This window comes from Sphingobacterium daejeonense, from assembly GCF_901472535.1.
Lineage (GTDB): Bacteria > Bacteroidota > Bacteroidia > Sphingobacteriales > Sphingobacteriaceae > Sphingobacterium > Sphingobacterium daejeonense.
The window spans coordinates 1,440,422-1,459,281 of sequence record NZ_LR590470.1 but is presented as its reverse complement, the minus strand read 5'-3'; the positions used below and the strand labels follow the sequence as shown (position 1 = coordinate 1,459,281).

Genomic DNA, 18,860 nt, shown 5'->3' with positions numbered 1-18,860 from the left:
TAAGTTTTATCTTGTTGATTTTTAAATAAAAAAAACAAATAGTAGGTTGCTTTTAAAACAATAAGAATTGTAAATTTGCAAGACTGGTTTTAGACTTCACTAAGCGATGTATTATATTCTAAATTAATAATTGTTAAACAAATAAAAAACAAAATTATGGCAAAAGCAGATATTGGTCTTACACCAAAACAAACAGAAATCCTTGCAGAAATGTTAGAGCCTTTATTGGCTGATGAATTTTTACTGTACCTTAAAACCCGTAATGCACATTGGAATGTGGAAGGATCGGATTTTCATACGGTACACGTGTATTTTGAACAACTTTATACGGAATTGGAAAACGTAGTAGATGATGTTGCTGAAAGATTAAGAAAATTGGGACATTATGCACCTGCAACGATGAAGCAATATCTTGGTTTAACGCATTTATCGGAACAAGGAGATGGAAAAAATGATAGTTTGAGCTATATGAAAAATCTTTTGGCAGACCACGATGCAATTATCGTCTATCTTCGGGAATGTATTGTAAAAATTGGTAATGAAGTAGAATTTGCTTACGGAACAAGCGACTATCTTACCACGTTAATGGAGCAGCACGAAACTACAGCTTGGATGCTACGTTCGCATTTAAAATAATATATCATCATCAAAAAGGCTATTCTCAAGTCAGAGAACAGCCTTTTTTTATTGAAACATTTTTAAAATACAATTATAGTAAAAATAGTATTCCTGCTGAAAATTCTATAAATATGGATTTTCCGCAGGTTTTTTATTTCTTCAAAAAAAACAAAGTCAAAGATTTTGCTCCTTGTGCACCACGAACCAAAACCGCTCCGATGTCGGCAGTTGCTGATGGTCCCATTACAAAACAGCCGTAGTTCACATCGAATAAACCGGGAATATTGTAAGCAGTGTGCATATTTTCGGTAATATTGGCAGGGTCTAATAGCACGGCTAAATGCTGCGACAAAAACCCGATAGCATTCACTTTCAGCGATTTTTCCGTTACCCAAACCATTCCCATTTCTGCAACGCCAAATTCAGCCCGGAAAATTCCCAAATCCACATCTGCCAAATCTTGCGGACGAGCGATTTTGTTGATGTCTTTATTTCCTTTCCACTCATCGGTAGCTGAACAAACAACTTTTGTGTCAGGCAGTTTTTCCTGCATTATTTTTTGAGCTTCTTCCACAGAAGAAACATCGTAAAAATCTACCGCTGCCAATTTCAGATTTATTTCAAAAAGGGATTTCAAATCCACATTCTCCTTTTCGTAAGTCGGGATTTTGGGGTATTCGATTTTGGGTGCGTTTTTTCAAACTTTCCCGTACCGATTGTAAAAATTCTTGTTTTATTGCTCATTGCTTTTTCTGTTTTTAATATACCAATCCCTAAAAGTTTCTTTCTTTACATCGGGCAGTTTGCGGTGTGCCGCCCAAGGGTCGAGGGTTTTGTTTTCGGTGATGGCTTCGGGTAAAATATTGATAGCATTATATGCTACTTTTTCTACTACACGGAACAACTTCGGATTGCTCAATACTACGCCTGCTGCTTTAAACGCCATTCTCCGGCTGAAATCGACTTCCTTGTTTTTCATCATCACTTTACGCCAGTCCATAATCTGTTCGGCAATGTTGATGTGTACTGGGCAAACTTCGGTACACGAACCGCATAAAGAGGAATGATATGGCAATTCGGAATATTTTTTTGGGTCAAAAGTGGGGTCAATAATAATACCAATCGGTCCGGAATAAGTAGCACTGTACGCCAAACCGCTGCTTCGTCTATATACAGGACAGGTATTCATACAAGCACCGCAACGAATACATTTCAGCGAAGTCCAAAATTCGTCCATCGCCAAACGTTTGCTCCGTCCGTTGTCGGTTAAAATAATGTGCATTGTCGAACCTGCTCTCGGTCCCGAAAAATGCGAAGTGTATTGCGTAGCCGGAGTTCCCAAAGCACTTCTGGATAATATGCGTATAAAAACACCCAAATCTTCTACTTTGGGCAATATTTTTTCAATACCGATACTGGCAATGTGTAAAGGCGGTAAACTTGCGGTGAGGTCGGCATTTCCTTCATTGGTACAAACAACAAAAGTTCCGGTTTCGGCAATAGCAAAATTTCCTCCCGTCATTCCCGCATCGGCAACCAAAAATTTTGGTCGGGCATTGTTCCGCATAGCGGTATTTAATGAGCTTGGGTCGGTATCGTTAGGATCTGTTCCAATTTTTTTTGCGAACAATTTTGCTACATCTTCTTTGGTTTGATGAATGGCCGGCATTACAATATGACTGGGAAGCTGACCCGACAACTGTTGTATCCGTTCTCCCAAATCGGTTTCTAAAACATTTATTCCTTTTTCTTCCAGAAAAGGTGTCATTCCGCATTCTTCTTGCAACATCGACTTACTTTTGATGATGTTCTTTACATTATGGCTGCTCAAAATTTCGTAGGCAATGGCATTATGCTCAATGGCGTCTTTTGCAAAATGAACTTTGATACCTCTTTTTTCGGCATTCTCTACAAACTGCTCAATGTATTTGTCTAAATGTGTAAGTGTATGCTCTTTGATGGCAGAAGCGAGATTTCGCAATTCTTCCCATTCGGGAATTTCGGAAGCGGCTTTATCTCTTTTTACTCTTGCATTCCACAGGTTTTTGTCGTGTTCCGTTACGTGAACATCGTCCTGATAGATGAATGCCGCTGCGTTTTTTTCTATATTGACTTTTTTCATTTTCTATTTCTTTTTTTGTCAATTAACTTCGTGTCTTCTTTATCAAAACGGTCCGTTATTCAACACCTGAGCCACGTGTAGAAATTTCAATCCAGTTTTTTCTTTGTCCGAAACGCCTTTTTGGTGCATCAGGCAAGACATATCTGGCGAAACAACGTATTCAATTTCGTTACCGACATAATCCGAAACTTTGTCTTGTCCCATTTTGGCACTTACTGCTTCATCAGTTACACAAAACGTTCCGCCAAAACCACAACATTCATCGGGTCTGTTGATGTGTTTGATATTGATATTCTGAATGGTTTTCAAAAGTTCTTCTGTTTTATTGAAGCGAGGTTCCTGCCATTCGGAGCGAGAACTGATGTGCAATCCTCTGATAGAACTGCAACTGTTGTGAATGGCGACTGTATGCGGAAATGATAAGTCAGAAAAATCCGTGATTTTCAGGACATCTGTGAAAAACTCCACTAGCTCAATTGTTTTTGCCCGCATTGCCGTTACTTTTTCAGTTTGCTCGATGGCATCGAAATGAAGTTTTATTTGTTTCACGCAACTTCCGGCAGGACCAACGATATAATCTACGTTCAAATCCTGAAAGTTTTGAGCAAAAACTTTTTCCATCTTTGCCGAATTTTTCTGATCTCCTTCATTGGCAGTCGGCTGTCCGCAACAGGTTTGATTAAGTGGAACGACAACTTCTATGTTGTGTTTTTCTAATAATTCCAACGTGGCAATTGAAACTTCGGGATAGATAAGGTCGATATAACAAGGGACAAAAAGCGCTACTTTCATAATATTTTTGAAAAATTTTTTAAATCAAATTTACAATATTTTCAGTCTTAAATTTCATTCATTAGCAATTTGGAATGATTATCGGTTTTTAATTAAAATTCCATTGGTACTTCCATTACGAGAACCAAAGCCCATTCCTTTCATGCATCAACTCTATCATCATTCAACGCCCGCAATGCACCAAAGTGCATACGTTCGGGATTGCGATAATTTTGTAAAACTAAACATGTGACAGGATTATAACTAGCCGTGTCTTACGTGTCCTCTTGTTTCTACTTTGTTCAATATTGTTTTTGCCATATTGATTAAATTTTTATTATGTTCTCAAGTAGCTCTTTTATTGAGTTGGTAGTGCGGTTGTGTAACATTGCCTGTAACGGTTCGGGGCTTTGCGAGGGAGCGGATTTTATGCACTAACACTGAACCGAAGCACTTAACCCGCTCTCTTGCAAAACCCTTGTTATAGGCTGGGCTTTCTGTCAATACTCGCTTTCTAACTCAATAACGTAAATGTCAAGGCGATAATGGCAGGTAATGCTTGTGTGAAAAATATTTTTTTAGATGAAACGATAGCTCCGTAAACACCTGCTGTAATAACACAACCTAAGAAGAACAGGGCAACGTTTTTTTGCCAAATTGGGTCGGAAATAAAGAAACTCCAAATAAGTCCTGCCGACAAAAAACCATTATATAAACCTTGATTGGAGGCTAACCCTTTTGTCGGTTTAAATAGTTCTTCTGGCAATGCTCCTTTGAAAACTTTTTTGCCTGTTGTTTCCCAAGCAAACATTTCCATCCATAAAATGAATAGGTGTTCAATAGCGACTATTGCTATCAGTATTTTTGAAATGATGTATATAAACTCCATAAATTAAGCTTTTAAATATAGTGTAAAAGTAGAAAAGAATTGTCGTTACACAAGTGAAACGTTTCCGTAAGTTTGGTTGGAGGGTTGAGCCTGGTTGTTCTTTCGGTTTCTGTCGCGTTGTGTAGTACGGTTAGTTAGGCTTGCCTATAACGGATCAGGCGCTTGGCGCACGTGCTGGAGCATTGCTCCAAGCGCGTGTTAGAGGACAGTCTCGAAGGGCTGTACTCCGGCAAGCGCCTGATCCGTTGAGAGGGAAGCCCGGAGGGATTTCCTCTCAACGTTTTTCAGCTTGGCGAAGAAGCGGATTTCGAAGCACTAAACTTTCAGCCCAGCACAAAAGTTGATACGAGGTAGAATGTTCAAATAACCACTGAACCCGCTTTTTTGCCAAACGCCTGTTAGCTGCTGCCCTTCTCTTCTCGTGTCTATTTGTTGTTCATTGCAAGTGTTAATAGAAAAAAACTTTCTGTCAACGCTTTAACACTATGAATAATATTTTCTTGTAATGCTATCATTTGTCTTTTTTCCAGAGAAGTAATTTGATCTTCTGCTGTAAATTCTATGTTGCCTTCAATTACTTGAACACTTATTACTCCGTTAGCCTTGTGCGGTTTTAGTTCTGCGTTTTTGTGTAGTCCTATAAGCACAATTCTCATAGTTTCCGATTTGAAAAGTGTAACGGCATTTCGGTCGCTGTCAATCCAAGTAGTTTCACTTTTTATTTGTTTAATAACCTCTTGTAAATTCATTTCTACAAACGGTGCATTTAATAAGCGTTCACTATCTGGCCGTTGTGGTGTTTCGTCATTTGATTTACTTTCCATTTTATTTTGGTTGTTATGAGTGTTTAATTTTTCTATCAGTTTTGTTGTCACTTCGTCTGATGAAGTGCCGTAACCATTTACTAAAGTTCCTCTAACGTCAAACTTTGTAGATGAAATGGCGTAAAGTATGGACTGGTATTCAGGGTCTGAGTCGCCCTCAAAGCGATAGACGTGGTCAATTTGAAAATCGTCTGGTGATAATGTAATATTTTCCTTATGGCATACAATACATTCGTCCATTATATTAAAGTCGTGGGTGTAACCTAACTTAACAAGTCGATTAATGGTTTCTGACAATGTGCCAAAGTCTTGGTCTAAATTTTTATTTTTCATATTTCAAAGGTAGTATTGATTTATTGTGATGCCGAAATGAGGAGTTGTCGGTTAGGGTTGCAGCTAATGGCTCGGCGACTTGGCGAAGTAGCGAAGCTGTATCGAAGATACAAAAGCGGAGCTATTTAGCCAAGTCGCTTGTTGTAAGCAGTCCGCGAAGCGGCGGCTTACGGCAAGCGACGTAAGTCGCCGAGCCATTGTTAGCAAGGAGCGCAGCGGATTGCTAACAATGGCTCGGCGACTTGGCGAAGTAGCGAAGCTGTATCGAAGATACAAAAGCGGAGCTATTTAGCCAAGTCGCTTGTTGTAAGCAGTCCGCGAAGCGGCGGCTTACGGCAAGCGACGTAAGTCGCCGAGCCATTGTTAGCAAGGAGCGCAGCGGATTGCTAACAACATCTGTTTTAACGAAACGAATATACGGAAAATTTCGCTTAACCAACCCTATATACGTGTTTCGTTATTTGACTTTTCTTTCTACATAAGATATTGATATATTTGTATTTAAAAAATAAAAACGCACAAATAGCGAAACAAAATATTATAAAATACTATTTCCCTGATATGAATAGCGAAATCATACTTGAAACCTTCGAAAAGAGATTGCTGATGCAGAGATATGCTGGCAATACCATTAGATCGTAAAAGGATTACGCTAGTATATTTCTTAAACATGTTAGCAAATATCCCTCCCTTGAAGAAATTCCACTGTCAGATATTGAGGCGTTTATAAACGAAAAAGTTCAAAATGGGAAAATTAGTGTTTCCTATCAAAAAGGATTAGTGGGCGCAATCAAGAAGATGTACGAACTGATATTGGACAAAAAAATCCAACTGGATTACTTATACCCGAAACGCTCATTTTCTAAATTACCTAAATTCTTTTCAAAAGAAGAAGTAAGAAATATTCTCGATAACACTCAAAATCTAAAACACAAGGCTATTCTGATGACAATCTATAGTTGTGGACTACGTCTTAGCGAACTGTTGAATCTCAAAATCAAAGACATAAAATCTTCCGATGGAATTATCAGAATCCATCAAAGCAAAGGTAATAAAGATCGGATTGTATCATTACCAGACAAATTGCTGGCGACTTTGAGACATTATTATCAAGCATTCAAGCCAAAGGAGTACCTCTTCGAAGGTGAGAAGGGTGGCAAGTATAGCGAACGAAGTGTACAGTTGATTCTGAAAAAAGCATTGATCAAAGCAAATGTTCAGTCGGAAGGCTCTGTACATACATTGCGACATTCTTATGCCACACATTTAATCCAATCAGGTATCGATATCCGAATTGTAAAAGAGTTATTGGGTCATGAAAATATAAAAACGACTATGATCTACACTCATATCACTGACATAGACAAGCAAAAGACTCCTAGCCCTCTTGATTTATTATAAGAATAAGATGAACTTTTCACGCTCTATAGAAACAAGCATTATGCTCCAATCATTCTTTAAGAAGGGTTATTCTTCTAGCTTAACTTAACTTTGCTTAGGTTATTGAATAATCAATATTCAGATATAATTTGTCCGAAATGTGTCCGAAAAAAGAAAAAGCCACTGATAATCAATGGCTTTTGTCGGGGTGGCAGGATTTTCCACCACACCTCTAATGCGTTGATTATATTAATGTTAACAAGTAAACTATCAAGAGAGGTAACCGAATAGGTCACCTTTAATATCACCGCCTTTGTAGGCTTTTGTGTTCTCCCGATAGAACCTTTTCCAATCAGTCAATGTACTTTGTTATCATAAAGATACGAAAGTATCCTGATAATAACAATCCTTTTTTGTGGTATTTAATCATCAAACCAATTCCGTAAACAGCCAAAGCGAGAACAGCGCAGGGCAAGAGCAGTGGGGTTTCGCAAGCCACTAATGAGCGGGGGAAATCAAGTCGGTTACCAACTCTCTTTACACTTTGGTTATGCTTAAATGATGCAATCGTGATGCTATTATGATGCAATTGGTGCAATTATGGTGCAATTCACAAAAGTTCATAAAAAGCACCCGCTCCTTTGACCTCTGACGACTTAAATACGGCTTTTTCAACTAATTCTGTTAAATCCCTTGTCGCTGTCATTCTTGCAACTTCAAACAGCTCTTGATACTCTTTATTCGTAATCTTCCCTTTCTCTTTCACATACTCAACGGCTTTTAATTGACGGTCATTCAAGCCAAGTTTCGTTAGCTGTTCTACTGTCAACTTATTTTTGAAAAGGGTTACCGAGAAACCTCCCTCTTGTTCAATAAGTTCGGGTTCGGGTAGTTCGGCTTGTTTACAAGTGTCAATGATTTTTATCGTTCCGCTTCCCCACGAATCAATCAAACCTCCTTTGAAACAAACATCTGCAATAATCGGATTGCGTGGATTTGACCGATGCGGTCTTTTCAAAGATTCTGAATTAATACCTGCTGGCAATGTTCCATCATTCCACACATTGATACTATCGTCATACACACGGATTTGTGTCATTGCACCCATATAATTACGGTGTATCAAAGCGTTCAATAACATTTCTCTGATTGCAGGTGTAGGGTATTCGCCTGTTTCAATACGATACAAACCCTCAAAATGAATTTTTTGTGTGAGATACTTATGATTGAGTTGATTCGTAACTTCTCGCAAAAGTGTAATCAAATTGCCCTCTGCTACATCGTGAAATAAAATATCGTTCTCTCTGAAACGTCCGATTTTCACAAACGTATTCGGATAAAACTTTGCAGGATTTTTCCCAAACAGAATAATAGCACTTCTTTTCAACTGTCCATTTTCAGTCAACAGAAGTTTATCAAATATCTGTGGAATGGTTAAACCAATTGTTTCGGGCATCCGACCTTTTTCTTCTGACATTTTTAGAAATGCGGAAAAAGTATTTTCATCGATATCATCAAATGTCGCTCTTGGTTCAATCACATCATCCCACGTCTTGCCCGACTTCTTCAACAAAAACTCGTTGAGTGATGCCCCCTGTCAATTCCTGCTTGGTGCTTCCGCTACGGTAGTAATATCTACCACGCAATGAAATAGGCACGGAATAAGAATGCGTAACGATTTCAATGAAATGTTTCCCTGCTTCCTCGTGTAAATTCACCTCAACAGTTATCCCCATTGCGTTACGAATCTTGTTGGGAATATCGTCCATTAGCCTTTTATAATCTTCCAAACCAACGACATCCCCATTATCGTCTTTCCCGATGTAAATCAGCCCACCTTGTGCATTTGCAAAACCACAAACCCACTTAAGATATTCTTCGTGCCAACTCTGTTTATATTCTATATTTTGTTGTTCAGGCATCCTATTTTATTAATTTTCAGAATTATTTAACCTTTTCAAAAATTAATATTGCTTATTTCTTCGTATTGAAAAGGTTTTTAAAATATCCATAATCTTTATCTACTAAAATTCTTCTGTCAAGATAGCAGTTAAACATTTCACAAGATGTTTCAGGAAGCAAAGTACAACTGAAACAGGCAGAAAGATTAAGATTTGCAACACCTTGTCCATGTGTATGATAACAAATTGGGTCTGTTGCACAATCAGTAGCACGAATCATTGCAGATTCTATCAATTTTCCTATTCGGTCATCATCGCAGATGGATGTAATCCCGCCATAACTTCCCTCTGACCCAGCAATAGTATAAATTAAAACTCCATTCATTGTTAAACTCTCATCTATATATAACCTTTCTTGAATAGAAGTTGATGGATAACCACACAAATATTCTAATTCTTTAATAATTAAATGAGAAAATGTATGAATGAGAATGTATTTTGGACTTAAAATTAAGTCATCATTAAAATTTGATTCCAATTGACTGTGGTTACCGGTTATAATGGAAATTCGTTCTTGTACCTTTAGATTATCTGCAATCCACTTATTTAAAATATCATTGTCAAATTCAAAAAAAAACACCTTCTCCAAAACTCTCAACCGCTGGCAAATATTTCGCATTCTTACCATTAGTGGAAGTAAATTTTTTAGTGATACTTTCTTTTGTTGCTTTCTCTAAGTCCTCATCATCTAAAAAATAATTTTTAGAAATCGGTTCCTGCCTTGTATAGGATGTTTGTACAGATGTTATTTTTATCTTATCCATTTTGTAAATGGATTTTATCAAATCGCTATGAAAATATGAACTATCTATTTTGGAAAAAATTAATCTGTCTTCAACTCTTTCATTATCTTTTCCCGTAATGAATTTATATTCATCGTATCGGTATTGGTTTTCTGTTTTTGCAATTTCAGCTTCTCGTTCACTAAAATTATTGTCTATAAGAGTTTGAATAGCCTGAGATTCAATATCTATATTTTTATATCGTTTTAGATTTTTTGAAATTTGATTTACATTACTTCCTTCTTCAAATTCTTCTTTAATCAGGTTGATCGTATAATCATTTAATTCATCATTAGCAGGAATAAAAATACTTGATAAAATATTCGGATAATAAACGCTATTACTTGAACGAATAACAGGTTTAAACAAAATATCCGTTTCTTTAGTATTGGGTAATAACTCTTGAATTTTTATCCTTAAATCGAATAAGCCTGACAATGTTGCAAAACTTATTTGTTCACCATTTTTTCTTTTTGCTATTATCCAAATACCTTTCAAATCATCTAATTTGTCAGATGTTTTATATTCAAAAATTACATCTTCTGGAACTTGAACATTTGAAAGAGTAATGATTTCTTCTTCGTCCGTTGTATTTTCAGATTTTTCTTTATTTCCTTTCTTCTTTGTATCCAAAAACATCGCCCATTTATCCCAAGGAATATCTGCTATTTCCCCATTAGGTGAGGTTAAAATAAATCTTACTTGTTCCAAATTGAAAAATTTCCGTTTTTTGTCTCTGTTATTTACATAACAACAATAACATTTTGGCGGATAAAAATAGCTTCGTTCTGTGTTAGTGGTCTTATGGTGACTCTCTACATTGTTATCCCAATTTCGTTTCCAATTGTCAATTCTATCAAAACGATGACAATTATTGCAATAAAACCATTCAGGGAAATACTGAGCCGATAAAAAAGCAAATGGATTTTCAGGTTGATAACCTTGTTTTAAATCATTAACAGGAATTTTTATCAAATACTCTAATTCTTGAAAATATTTACTTAAACGATTCTTAAACCTTTTATCAATGACAAAATTATGCTCTTCAAACTTTCCATTCACAACTTGGAAAAATGGCCATTCATCAAAATTGTCAATCAATATAGAGCCATCTCTTGTTTCTATAATAGAACCGACACCGCCATAAGAACTAATAGCCTTTCTTGTTTGTATTTGTTCAAATTGCCCCCATTATCTGTTTATTATTTTTACTATGCTATTTGTGTCTATTTCTCTCATTGACATCATCAGACTCCAATCATCTAAATCTGACATCTTTTTAATCAGAATTTTATAAGTCAAATCGCCTTCCTTTGTAGTCCATTTATCAACTAAAAGTTGTAGTTTTTCCAAAGCGTAATCCAATTGCTTTTTATTTCTTATTCTATCTGAAATGAATTTCTTAAGGTCTTCATAATTTCCAACAAATCTTTCGCTCTTTTGTCAAGGTATAAACCTTGCTTATGTCTCACAAAACAAACCAATAAACTCGCTAAGACTTTGTCCAAAGCAATTTCTGTAAATGGTGTAACACTTAAAGGTTCAACAAATTTGTAGTATGCGTTGTTAAATGGAACATAGTTTTCAAAATAGGATTTATCTCTTGAGCGGTTGGCATCTAATAAATTGATAACTATTCCTTTGTCTTTTCTTCCCACACGACTTGATGCCTGAATATATTCTGCTACATTTTTAGGTTGCCCATTCATTAACATTACATTCAATCGTTCAATATCTATTCCTACAGAAAACATATTGGAAGCCAAAACCAAATCAACAGTATTCTGTACAAAATTCCATTCATCCTTTACAACTAAATTAAATGGTTCTTCCAATTCGTTTAAGAGTTTTTTGATAGAATTGCTTTCGACTCTACTCGTTAATTCCTTCGTTCTTCCGGAAAGCCCAAAATAATTGAACCCATAAATCTGTTTGTTCAACTGATAACGGTTATGTAACAGTTTCAAGAAATCTGATATTTCCGCAGGAACCTTGTTATAAACTTTTCCGACATCACGCAAACTATTGTAGAATGAAACTATTGTCCAAAAATTATTTTCTCTATCAATTGCATCCTCTCGTGTTAATTGCTCTTTTTCCCTATAATACTTGAATAGCTCAATACGAGACAAAAGCAGATTACCTAAAATCCTTATTTGTGAATTTAGGGCTGTTTTTCCTGTTGGCATAAAACCAATATGTTTTCTTTTACTATCATCGGAAACAAAAGAAAAGAAATTATCATCATACGTTACACCCATTGGCGGAAATATATTCAATGCCCTGTTACCATAGAGCATGGCAACTTGCTGTTCCGTATTTCTTGTTGTCGCTGTTGATGTGATAATTTTAGGCTTTCTGTTTCCCTTTGTTGAAAGCATTTCTACGATGGATTCATACAAACCTGTGATTGAACCTAAAGGCCCGCTCAATAAATGTAATTCATCCTGAATAATCAAATCAGGGGGTAATTTACTTTCTTCTTGGGAATTAAATAATTTATGTCCTTCTTCTCTATGTGAAAGCATTGCGAATTTATCTACAGTTGCAAAAAGCAATGTAGGTGGATGTTGATAAATCTTATCATCTACAAAGTAAATAGGGAGCTCTTCACTAAATGCACAATCTGAATTAAGGCAATGTGTGGAAAATGATTTATCAGTAGCTGTGTAACCTAAATCATATTTCCCAAATTGATTTTTTGAAACAGAGTTACAGCCACACCAAGAACAGTTTGTTATAGGAAACGTATTGACTTTGCGATAATCTCCAGTTTTTCCATTATTTAGTTTGGTAATTTCTTCAAAGACTTTTTTGTATATTTTTTGAGCATCTTTGTATGAGTTTGGTGTGGTAGAAGCTCCAACCCACATCCCGATTGACACTTTATCATTTCCAAAAAAGTAATCATTATCTGATTTAAAATTTCTTCTCAAAAAATCCAATGACAGAATCAATTTCGTTGCTCTTTCAAATTGTTTGTGCTGTCCAATAATCGCAAGGTATATCGCATTATTACAGAAACCCCCTCTGAATCTTTGCCGTGTAAAATTCTTCTGCTAATCATCGTGAAAGCTGTAATTGCTAAATATGCTTCCGTTTTACCTCCCCCCGTGGGAAACCAAAGCAAATCGACAACATTATTTCTATCATTAGAATTTTCATTGATTGTTGATTCAAGATTCAAAAGAAAAAACGCTAATTGGAATGGTCTGTAATTTGGTTTGAATGAATGATTTTTAAAGAAATACAAATCATTATAATTCAAATTGCTATCAATCTCATTTAACTCAATTCCCTTCTTACCAAACAAATCTTTATTGGAAATCAACATCTGAATATACATTGCTGTATTTGCCAACAAAAAAGATTTAAAAGCAATTTCATCTGAATTAAGAAAATCTATGTTTTTGATTAGCCTATCATAAGTTTTGTTCTGTTTTTCTAAAACAGTGTTTAAAGATTTTCTGTAATTTTCCTCTGCAATAGTAGTTTCCTGCTTTGTTGTTGTCCAATTCTTATATTCTTGAGCAAAGAGTTTTAATTTCTGGATAATGGTAGACTTATCTAAATCTGTCCAAATCGAAAGTTGTTTTAATTCAGTTATTTCCTTTAACTCTTTTGGAAAAGTGTCTTTAAAGGCATTACTGTAATTTTTAATGTCAACTTCGGGCAAAAAAAGTTGTTTTTAATTCCGTGGGTGTTTTACCATTATTCCAAGTAACAGCACAACCGTGTCCAATAGCAAAAGAATGCTCTTCTCTGTATTGAAAATTGATTAAGTTTAATTCTTCGTCAAATGGATTAGTTTCTGTGAGTTGTTTGTATGGTAGGAATTCAGTTCCTGTTATTGATATTTCACCTTGAAAAATCGCTTTCTTATTTAGTAACTCATTACCAAATGAAAATTTATTTTTCGGGTGATTTAATCTGTTTGCCAAAAGAATTTTTATGAACTTACCATAATGAGTCTCATAAATCTTTTTGTAATAACAAGTTATAACCGATTTATCCTCTTGGTTTTCGTCCAATGGATATTCTTTTGATTCATCTGCATTAATTTCTGTTAGATTTAGTTCGACAACTATCGGTTCTCGTTGCACTCTTTTCCAAAGTCGCCCTAACAATAGCTCTCCTTTTTTATATCCAACGCTATCCAACAATTCTCTTTGACGCTCATCTTCCTTAAATCTATCCCTATAATTACGAACGGACAATCCCCCTTTGTCAAACTCATCTTTGTTTAAGGACATTAGTCCGTTCTCATACTTGAAATATCTGTTAATATAATTATATGGATGTTCTACGAACCATCTATAATCTTTTTCATCAATTTCTATTACTGCATTTGTAGGTTTAATTTGTTCATACTTTGCGTACTTAAAAGCCACTTTTAAACTTTTTGTATCTTTGGGGACACAAAAAGTTAACCCAAAATTTGTCGGAAAGTACTGATTAGCTTCTGAATATTCTTTTTCAGGCTCTACATTTTTGCTTATATCTACATCTTCGTCAAAATCTTCTTCACCTTTGTCTAACAGTATTAGATTCTCTTCAAGATTGTCATCCTCTATTTCTGCATTAGCATCAATCATTTCTTTTTCACCAATAGAAGTTTCAGTATCTCGTTCAGGAAACAAAATCCCTGAATAATATCTACTTAATGGATAATCAGATATTATTTCGTTTTCACTGTCTGACACAAAAACATCGGAGCCGGGACCAATCAAGTTTTTTTGAATCGTATCTCGGAATATTAATCTTGGTTCTTCTATGTATTTATTCATCTAATAAAGTCTTTCTTATCACAATTTTTTCTTGAATGGTGTCAGTTAATTTATCCAGGATGTTTTTGGATAATTTTCCCAACGAATCACTTACTTCTGTTTTATCCGAAGCAATATAATCCAACAAATCGTTACCTAATATTTTTCCTGCTTGTTGTCTTATGGAATGGTCTCTTTTTGAATAAACTTTGAACTTCTCAAATTCACTTACAATAAGCTCGTCTGTATAACCATTATTCAAACAAAATATTCGAATAGCTTCTAATGTTTTCACTCTTGGAAATCGTGTTTGAGAATTTTTATCAAAATATAATCGAAATGTATTATAGTTTATTTTATAAGTTGTGAAAATCCGATTGTATAGATTCTCAATTCCCCCAAATTTTGATGATAGGTTGATTAATGTCTGCTTCCAACTCATTGAATATTCATCAAATGAATCTAATAAGTTTTCAGTGTCAAATATTTTTAAAATTTCCCTAAATTCTTTTGGGCTATTGTTTTGATAGAACCTAATGGTAGAATTATCATATAGTTCTCCAATCGTAGTTTTTATCTGCTCCCCCATTCTCAATCAGGAAAATTCCTTTTGATGACTCAAATTTTTCTGTTGTTCCATCATCAAACATAACCTCATAAAAAGCCTTTTCCTTTGGTAAATCAATATATTCGTAAGGGTTATTCTTAAAATTCTCACCATTCAAATCGAAAGTAAAAACATCATCTAAATCTCTTTTTTTAAATTCGACTATCTGAACGGAAATTAGTCTTTATAAATTTTGCTCTGTCATTATGTGTTAATTTTAACTTTTCTTGGCTTTGGTAACTCCGTTCTACATTGTCAAATGAAATTTCATCTATATTTTCATAACAAAGCACTTCACAACAACCTTTTACAGATGTAATCTTTGTATATAGTTCCATATTATTCAAATATGGGATAATGACTAATTTGTCTTGAGAATTTTGTTCATCATTCAGCCATTTATCCAAATAAAGTTTTGAATGGTCTATTCTTTTATCACTTATCAAACGAATAGTATTGATACTTTCATTTAGTAGTTGATTATTTATAGCATCGTAATTTTTCTTTTCTACAATTAAACAGACAGTTTTTGCTTGATTAGAGTTAGCTTTTTGTTTTATGTAATCCCATTTTAAATTTTCAGTTTCCAAATACGTTGAAATTCCAGAGAATTTATCAAAAATCCGATTCGTATAATGCTCAATTACATCAGGATTGTAAATATCTTTTCCATAGAAAAGGCTATTAACTTCTTCAGCAAATGTCTCGCTTTGAAAATAATGGTTCAGCCTCTCTAAATATTCCCGAAAAATTCCCTTTGACAAATTGGTATTTACCAAAATCATTCTCGAAAAGAAATTAGCATATTTCAATATAAACGCAAGATTAACCTTGCTTTCTTCTTTTATTTTTTCAACTTCAGACTTTAATTCTATAAATAACGAATACAGACTGTCGTCCTTTAATACAACTTTTGTAAGTCTGTTTACCCTTTCATTATTTGCTATCTTCAACTCATCATGAGACCAAGACCATTCTAAAAACTGATTTTCTGTATTTGGTTTTTCTGCACCAATAAGAACAATATTTTCGTACCTACCCCTGTGTTTTTCTTGAAGGATAAAGTCAAAAATGTCTCGATATTTAGAATCTCCAATGACAATTATTTCATCAAAACATTGACTACTGTTCAACACAAATTCTTTTGCAGAATTAAAGTCATTGCAACATTCAACCAAATAACTTAAAAACGGTAAATCATTACTTATTTTTCCTTTCTTACTCGTGTATCTGATGGGTAAACTTTACTTTCAATGAAAAATTGCTTTTCGGCAATTACCAATGTTCTATTCTTAAAATCTGTTATAAATGGGAAATCTTCATTAAAATTAGAGGATAAAAATTCACGATAGGAGTTTACATTCTTCGTTGAATTTCTGGTATCTACTAAATTTGGATTCAGTTTCGTAAGAAATTGCTTTTTTAGTGGAAAATCATTGATTCCAATTTCATTCTTTCTTGGAAACCTAAAGTTTATTTTTTATTTGCTCTGGTAGTAAATTTTTGACAACAAAAACTCTATATTCTTTATTTACGCTTCGCATATATCAAATCTCCTTTATCCAATATAGGCACCACGTTTTCGTGACTAAAATAATTTTGGTAGAGTTTGATTAGAACTATTGAATGAAAAATTGAAGTAAAAAAATTGGGTCTGTATTCACTCTGTGGAATGTTAATGAAAAATCTTTTTTATTTTCATCTAAAATATATTGGCTAATCAAATGAAAATTAACCAAATCAAAAGTGCAAAACTTTGATAAATCATTCTTTCGCATATCAAATTGCTTTGAAATGCTACTTGAAACCTCTACGTAAACCTGCTCTAAATAACTTTTAATTTGGTTCTTCATTTACATATCATTCTCTTTCAAACCTAATTTTTCAACTGGCTATTATATTTAATATAGATTATCGACGTATTATAGTTATCCCTTTCGGGCACCACCACTTCCTTGCTCGTCTCTTATTTTCTTTGGTTTTATAACGGCGATATTAAGCCTTATACAAATCTAATCATTTTATGCCTTATTTAGACTGCTATCCAATCGGAAGTAAAAGGTAGAATTAGAAGAATAAAAAAAATCGTCCAATTCGATTTGAACTGACGGCTTTGTTATTATCATTATTCGTCTAATCGAATAATGAGCAGTTTGTCCATTGTCGTCACTGTTACTCGTTTTTGGGGAGAAAATCCCAATCTGTCGAGCCATAGTCCGCTTAATTTGATTACACGAACTTTAGTTTCACTGAAACGGTTAAACTTGATTTTTGGTTGGATTTTTAATCTTCTGACCTCTTGTCGTTTGCTTACTCTCTTCTTGGATGTATTATGCTAAAGATTTTAAATAGTAATCAACAGATGTCTGATATTACCTCATATGGCAAATGAGTTTTTTATATTAAACAGCCAAAGCAAGAGTGGGCGTCGTTGGTCTTACGGCTAACGACCCTATTAAATCTATTCATTAGAGAAAGTTCCTTGGACGAGTTTGATACATTCTTCAAGAAATCGTTCACATCGTGCTTCGTACCGGTATGCTTCATCCCAATCAATATAAGACAGCCCTTTATAGCGAACATTCTTTAACTACGTGGACAAATTCCTTAAAAAGTCTTTTGTCCTCTTTAGTAGCCCTTGGAAATATATCATTTGGAAAGTACCAAAAGCTGCAGCATAAATTATACAGATGATGAAGGTTATGCTGATAGGGAGTATAGCCATAAAAGAACTCGAGCAACCCAAGACAGGCTTGCTCCATAGCCTGATTATATAAAAGAACCTTAATCACGACTTCCTCTGAATTATCTATAGCATTACCACCATGCAAGAACCCATTGGCGTTATCCTTTCGCTGGTACCACTTTGTTCTTGCCGTCTCAACCTCTTGCTTTGTGCGCATCCCTTTACTTTCATGAAAATGCCAATCGCTAACTTCTAATCCTGCGTGAAGCAACGCTTCATTTTCACACAGCACTCGGTGAAAGAATGGGCTGTTTTTATCGAGCTCCTTTTGTATCTGGACTTTTGTAAAGGACAATAGAAATAAAGAAATGCCTATACGCTCGTTTATTAAAGGTTGTAAACTGCTTAACTGCTCCCTTATATCCGTTTCGCTAACTATCAACAAATCGAAATAATAGTCACAGATACCAATGGTTTCACGCTCATTGATCCCTTCGATAAAAAATGACCGCGCACGATGCCCAAACAAATAAACCGCAATAGGCTCTGATATGCTTAGTTTTAATTGCTCGACAGCATCCTTCAAACATGCGTTATCATCTAGCTTACTTATTGTTATTTCTCGGGGTAAATAATGTTCTTGGTCAATTAGATGATGATTTTCGGTATAAGGTTGTTCAAAAGATTGCAGAACATGACTAAAAATCTGTTCCGCATTTAAATGTAATGCCTCCATCTTCGCTTCTAATCGCTTTAACATCTCAGGGGCGATCTCAAAATGATCTTCGTAACGGTTGAGCGGTATATATCTTCCAAAACTTGGAGTAAAACGATATCATCGTGATCGTCTTCATCGAAAACATTAGCATAAATAGAACTGATTTCCTTCATATACAGATGGTGGCATCGGATCGAATGCGTAACCCGTTCTTTGGCAATAAGTAAAAGTTCGAGATAGCGATAAGTAAGCTCAATAGCTTGATGCAACATGAAAGAAGCCAAAGAATATTTCCCCTTTTCATTGAAATGATAATAACCCTCTTTAAACTCGTCGATTTTTTGCTGTTCCCGATTCTTAAAATCGATAGCAAGCCCCCTGCATTTTGGTGAAATCAAAATTT

Annotated in this window: 20 protein-coding genes; 2 read left to right on the top strand and 18 right to left on the bottom strand. The window is 34.9% G+C overall.

The window, feature by feature from the left end; translation table 11 throughout:
• Window positions 1-156: 156 nt before the first annotated feature.
• Window positions 157-636: a Dps family protein gene (locus FGL31_RS06955; protein WP_138090250.1), complete on the top strand. Its 480-nt coding sequence runs from the start codon at window positions 157-159 to the stop codon at window positions 634-636.
• Window positions 637-769: 133 nt separating this feature from the next.
• Here FGL31_RS06955 and FGL31_RS06950 read toward each other — a convergent pair whose 3' ends face one another.
• From FGL31_RS06950 to FGL31_RS22550, 5 genes are all read right to left on the bottom strand, one after another.
• A complete protein-coding gene (locus FGL31_RS06950; protein ID WP_197734127.1) occupies window positions 770-1,261 on the bottom strand; it encodes a LutC/YkgG family protein in 492 nt (163 codons plus the stop codon).
• A 90-nt stretch (window positions 1,262-1,351) separates the two neighbouring features.
• Window positions 1,352-2,740 carry a lactate utilization protein B gene (locus tag FGL31_RS06945; protein WP_138090248.1) on the bottom strand — a complete coding sequence of 463 codons (1,389 nt, stop codon included), beginning with the start codon at window positions 2,738-2,740 and terminating at the stop codon, window positions 1,352-1,354.
• 42 nt (window positions 2,741-2,782) lie between these two features.
• The gene (locus FGL31_RS06940) at window positions 2,783-3,532 is read right to left on the bottom strand and encodes a (Fe-S)-binding protein (protein WP_138090246.1); all 750 of its coding nucleotides are present in this window, start codon (window positions 3,530-3,532) and stop codon (window positions 2,783-2,785) included.
• Window positions 3,533-4,025: 493 nt separating this feature from the next.
• Window positions 4,026-4,400: a DUF1304 domain-containing protein gene (locus tag FGL31_RS06935; RefSeq protein WP_197734126.1), complete on the bottom strand. Its 375-nt coding sequence runs from the start codon at window positions 4,398-4,400 to the stop codon at window positions 4,026-4,028.
• A 425-nt stretch (window positions 4,401-4,825) separates the two neighbouring features.
• Window positions 4,826-5,557, bottom strand: a complete 732-nt coding sequence (locus FGL31_RS22550; protein WP_171017569.1) for a cupin domain-containing protein — start codon at window positions 5,555-5,557, stop codon at window positions 4,826-4,828.
• Window positions 5,558-6,337: 780 nt separating this feature from the next.
• On the opposite strand from FGL31_RS22550, the gene FGL31_RS06920 reads away from it, so the two are divergent.
• Window positions 6,338-6,958, top strand: coding sequence for a phage lytic cycle repressor MrpR family protein (locus FGL31_RS06920; protein WP_232046335.1), 621 nt, complete (start codon window positions 6,338-6,340; stop codon window positions 6,956-6,958).
• A 589-nt stretch (window positions 6,959-7,547) separates the two neighbouring features.
• Here the strand turns inward: FGL31_RS06920 and FGL31_RS06915 are convergent.
• From FGL31_RS06915 to FGL31_RS06880, 13 genes are all read right to left on the bottom strand, one after another.
• On the bottom strand, window positions 7,548-8,507 hold the full coding sequence (locus tag FGL31_RS06915; protein WP_197734125.1) for an ATP-binding protein: 960 nt from the start codon (window positions 8,505-8,507) through the stop codon (window positions 7,548-7,550).
• Window positions 8,479-8,859 (bottom strand): AlbA family DNA-binding domain-containing protein, encoded by a 381-nt coding sequence (locus FGL31_RS23220; RefSeq protein ID WP_197734124.1) that lies wholly within the window; start codon window positions 8,857-8,859, stop codon window positions 8,479-8,481. Before FGL31_RS23220 ends, FGL31_RS06915 begins: the two co-directional genes overlap by 29 nt.
• A gap of 52 nt (window positions 8,860-8,911) precedes the next feature.
• A complete protein-coding gene (locus FGL31_RS23215) occupies window positions 8,912-9,496 on the bottom strand; it encodes an MrfA Zn-binding domain-containing protein (protein ID WP_197734123.1) in 585 nt (194 codons plus the stop codon).
• Window positions 9,465-10,835: a DUF8724 domain-containing protein gene (locus FGL31_RS06910; RefSeq protein ID WP_512745621.1), complete on the bottom strand. Its 1,371-nt coding sequence runs from the start codon at window positions 10,833-10,835 to the stop codon at window positions 9,465-9,467. Before FGL31_RS06910 ends, FGL31_RS23215 begins: the two co-directional genes overlap by 32 nt.
• A 224-nt stretch (window positions 10,836-11,059) precedes the next feature.
• On the bottom strand, window positions 11,060-12,616 hold the full coding sequence (locus FGL31_RS23210; RefSeq protein WP_197734121.1) for a helicase-related protein: 1,557 nt from the start codon (window positions 12,614-12,616) through the stop codon (window positions 11,060-11,062).
• 17 nt (window positions 12,617-12,633) lie between these two features.
• Complete coding sequence (locus FGL31_RS23205; protein ID WP_197734120.1) at window positions 12,634-13,356, bottom strand: hypothetical protein; 723 nt, start codon at window positions 13,354-13,356, stop codon at window positions 12,634-12,636.
• Window positions 13,343-14,467 carry a hypothetical protein gene (locus FGL31_RS23200; RefSeq protein WP_197734119.1) on the bottom strand — a complete coding sequence of 375 codons (1,125 nt, stop codon included), beginning with the start codon at window positions 14,465-14,467 and terminating at the stop codon, window positions 13,343-13,345. The genes FGL31_RS23205 and FGL31_RS23200 overlap by 14 nt, the downstream gene beginning before the upstream one ends.
• Window positions 14,460-15,035, bottom strand: coding sequence for a hypothetical protein (locus tag FGL31_RS06900; RefSeq protein WP_138090244.1), 576 nt, complete (start codon window positions 15,033-15,035; stop codon window positions 14,460-14,462). Before FGL31_RS06900 ends, FGL31_RS23200 begins: the two co-directional genes overlap by 8 nt.
• A complete protein-coding gene (locus FGL31_RS22545) occupies window positions 14,995-15,171 on the bottom strand; it encodes a hypothetical protein (protein WP_171017568.1) in 177 nt (58 codons plus the stop codon). The genes FGL31_RS06900 and FGL31_RS22545 overlap by 41 nt, the downstream gene beginning before the upstream one ends.
• Before the next feature lie 34 nt (window positions 15,172-15,205).
• On the bottom strand, window positions 15,206-16,186 hold the full coding sequence (locus tag FGL31_RS06895) for a hypothetical protein (RefSeq protein ID WP_138090242.1): 981 nt from the start codon (window positions 16,184-16,186) through the stop codon (window positions 15,206-15,208).
• Between the two features lie 992 nt (window positions 16,187-17,178).
• Window positions 17,179-17,283, bottom strand: a complete 105-nt coding sequence (locus tag FGL31_RS29680) for a SymE family type I addiction module toxin (RefSeq protein WP_394366184.1) — start codon at window positions 17,281-17,283, stop codon at window positions 17,179-17,181.
• 340 nt (window positions 17,284-17,623) lie between these two features.
• Window positions 17,624-18,499, bottom strand: a complete 876-nt coding sequence (locus FGL31_RS06885; RefSeq protein ID WP_138090240.1) for a hypothetical protein — start codon at window positions 18,497-18,499, stop codon at window positions 17,624-17,626.
• Entirely contained in the window at window positions 18,493-18,855 is a 363-nt protein-coding gene (locus tag FGL31_RS06880; RefSeq protein WP_138090238.1) for a HEPN domain-containing protein, read from the bottom strand. Before FGL31_RS06880 ends, FGL31_RS06885 begins: the two co-directional genes overlap by 7 nt.
• Window positions 18,856-18,860: the final 5 nt, after the last annotated feature.

Bases quoted from the DNA above. Each gene is read 5' to 3' on its own strand.
- FGL31_RS06955 (WP_138090250.1), top strand. From the start codon at position 157: ATGGCAAAAGCAGATATTGGTCTTACACCAAAACAAACAGAAATCCTT.
- FGL31_RS06945 (WP_138090248.1), bottom strand. From the start codon at position 2,740: ATGAAAAAAGTCAATATAGAAAAAAACGCAGCGGCATTCATCTATCAG.
- FGL31_RS06940 (WP_138090246.1), bottom strand. From the start codon at position 3,532: ATGAAAGTAGCGCTTTTTGTCCCTTGTTATATCGACCTTATCTATCCC.
- FGL31_RS06935 (WP_197734126.1), bottom strand. From the start codon at position 4,400: ATGGAGTTTATATACATCATTTCAAAAATACTGATAGCAATAGTCGCT.
- FGL31_RS22550 (WP_171017569.1), bottom strand. From the start codon at position 5,557: ATGAAAAATAAAAATTTAGACCAAGACTTTGGCACATTGTCAGAAACC.
- FGL31_RS23220 (WP_197734124.1), bottom strand. From the start codon at position 8,859: ATGCCTGAACAACAAAATATAGAATATAAACAGAGTTGGCACGAAGAA.
- FGL31_RS23200 (WP_197734119.1), bottom strand. From the start codon at position 14,467: ATGAATAAATACATAGAAGAACCAAGATTAATATTCCGAGATACGATT.
- FGL31_RS06900 (WP_138090244.1), bottom strand. From the start codon at position 15,035: ATGGGGGAGCAGATAAAAACTACGATTGGAGAACTATATGATAATTCT.
- FGL31_RS06885 (WP_138090240.1), bottom strand. From the start codon at position 18,499: ATGTTAAAGCGATTAGAAGCGAAGATGGAGGCATTACATTTAAATGCG.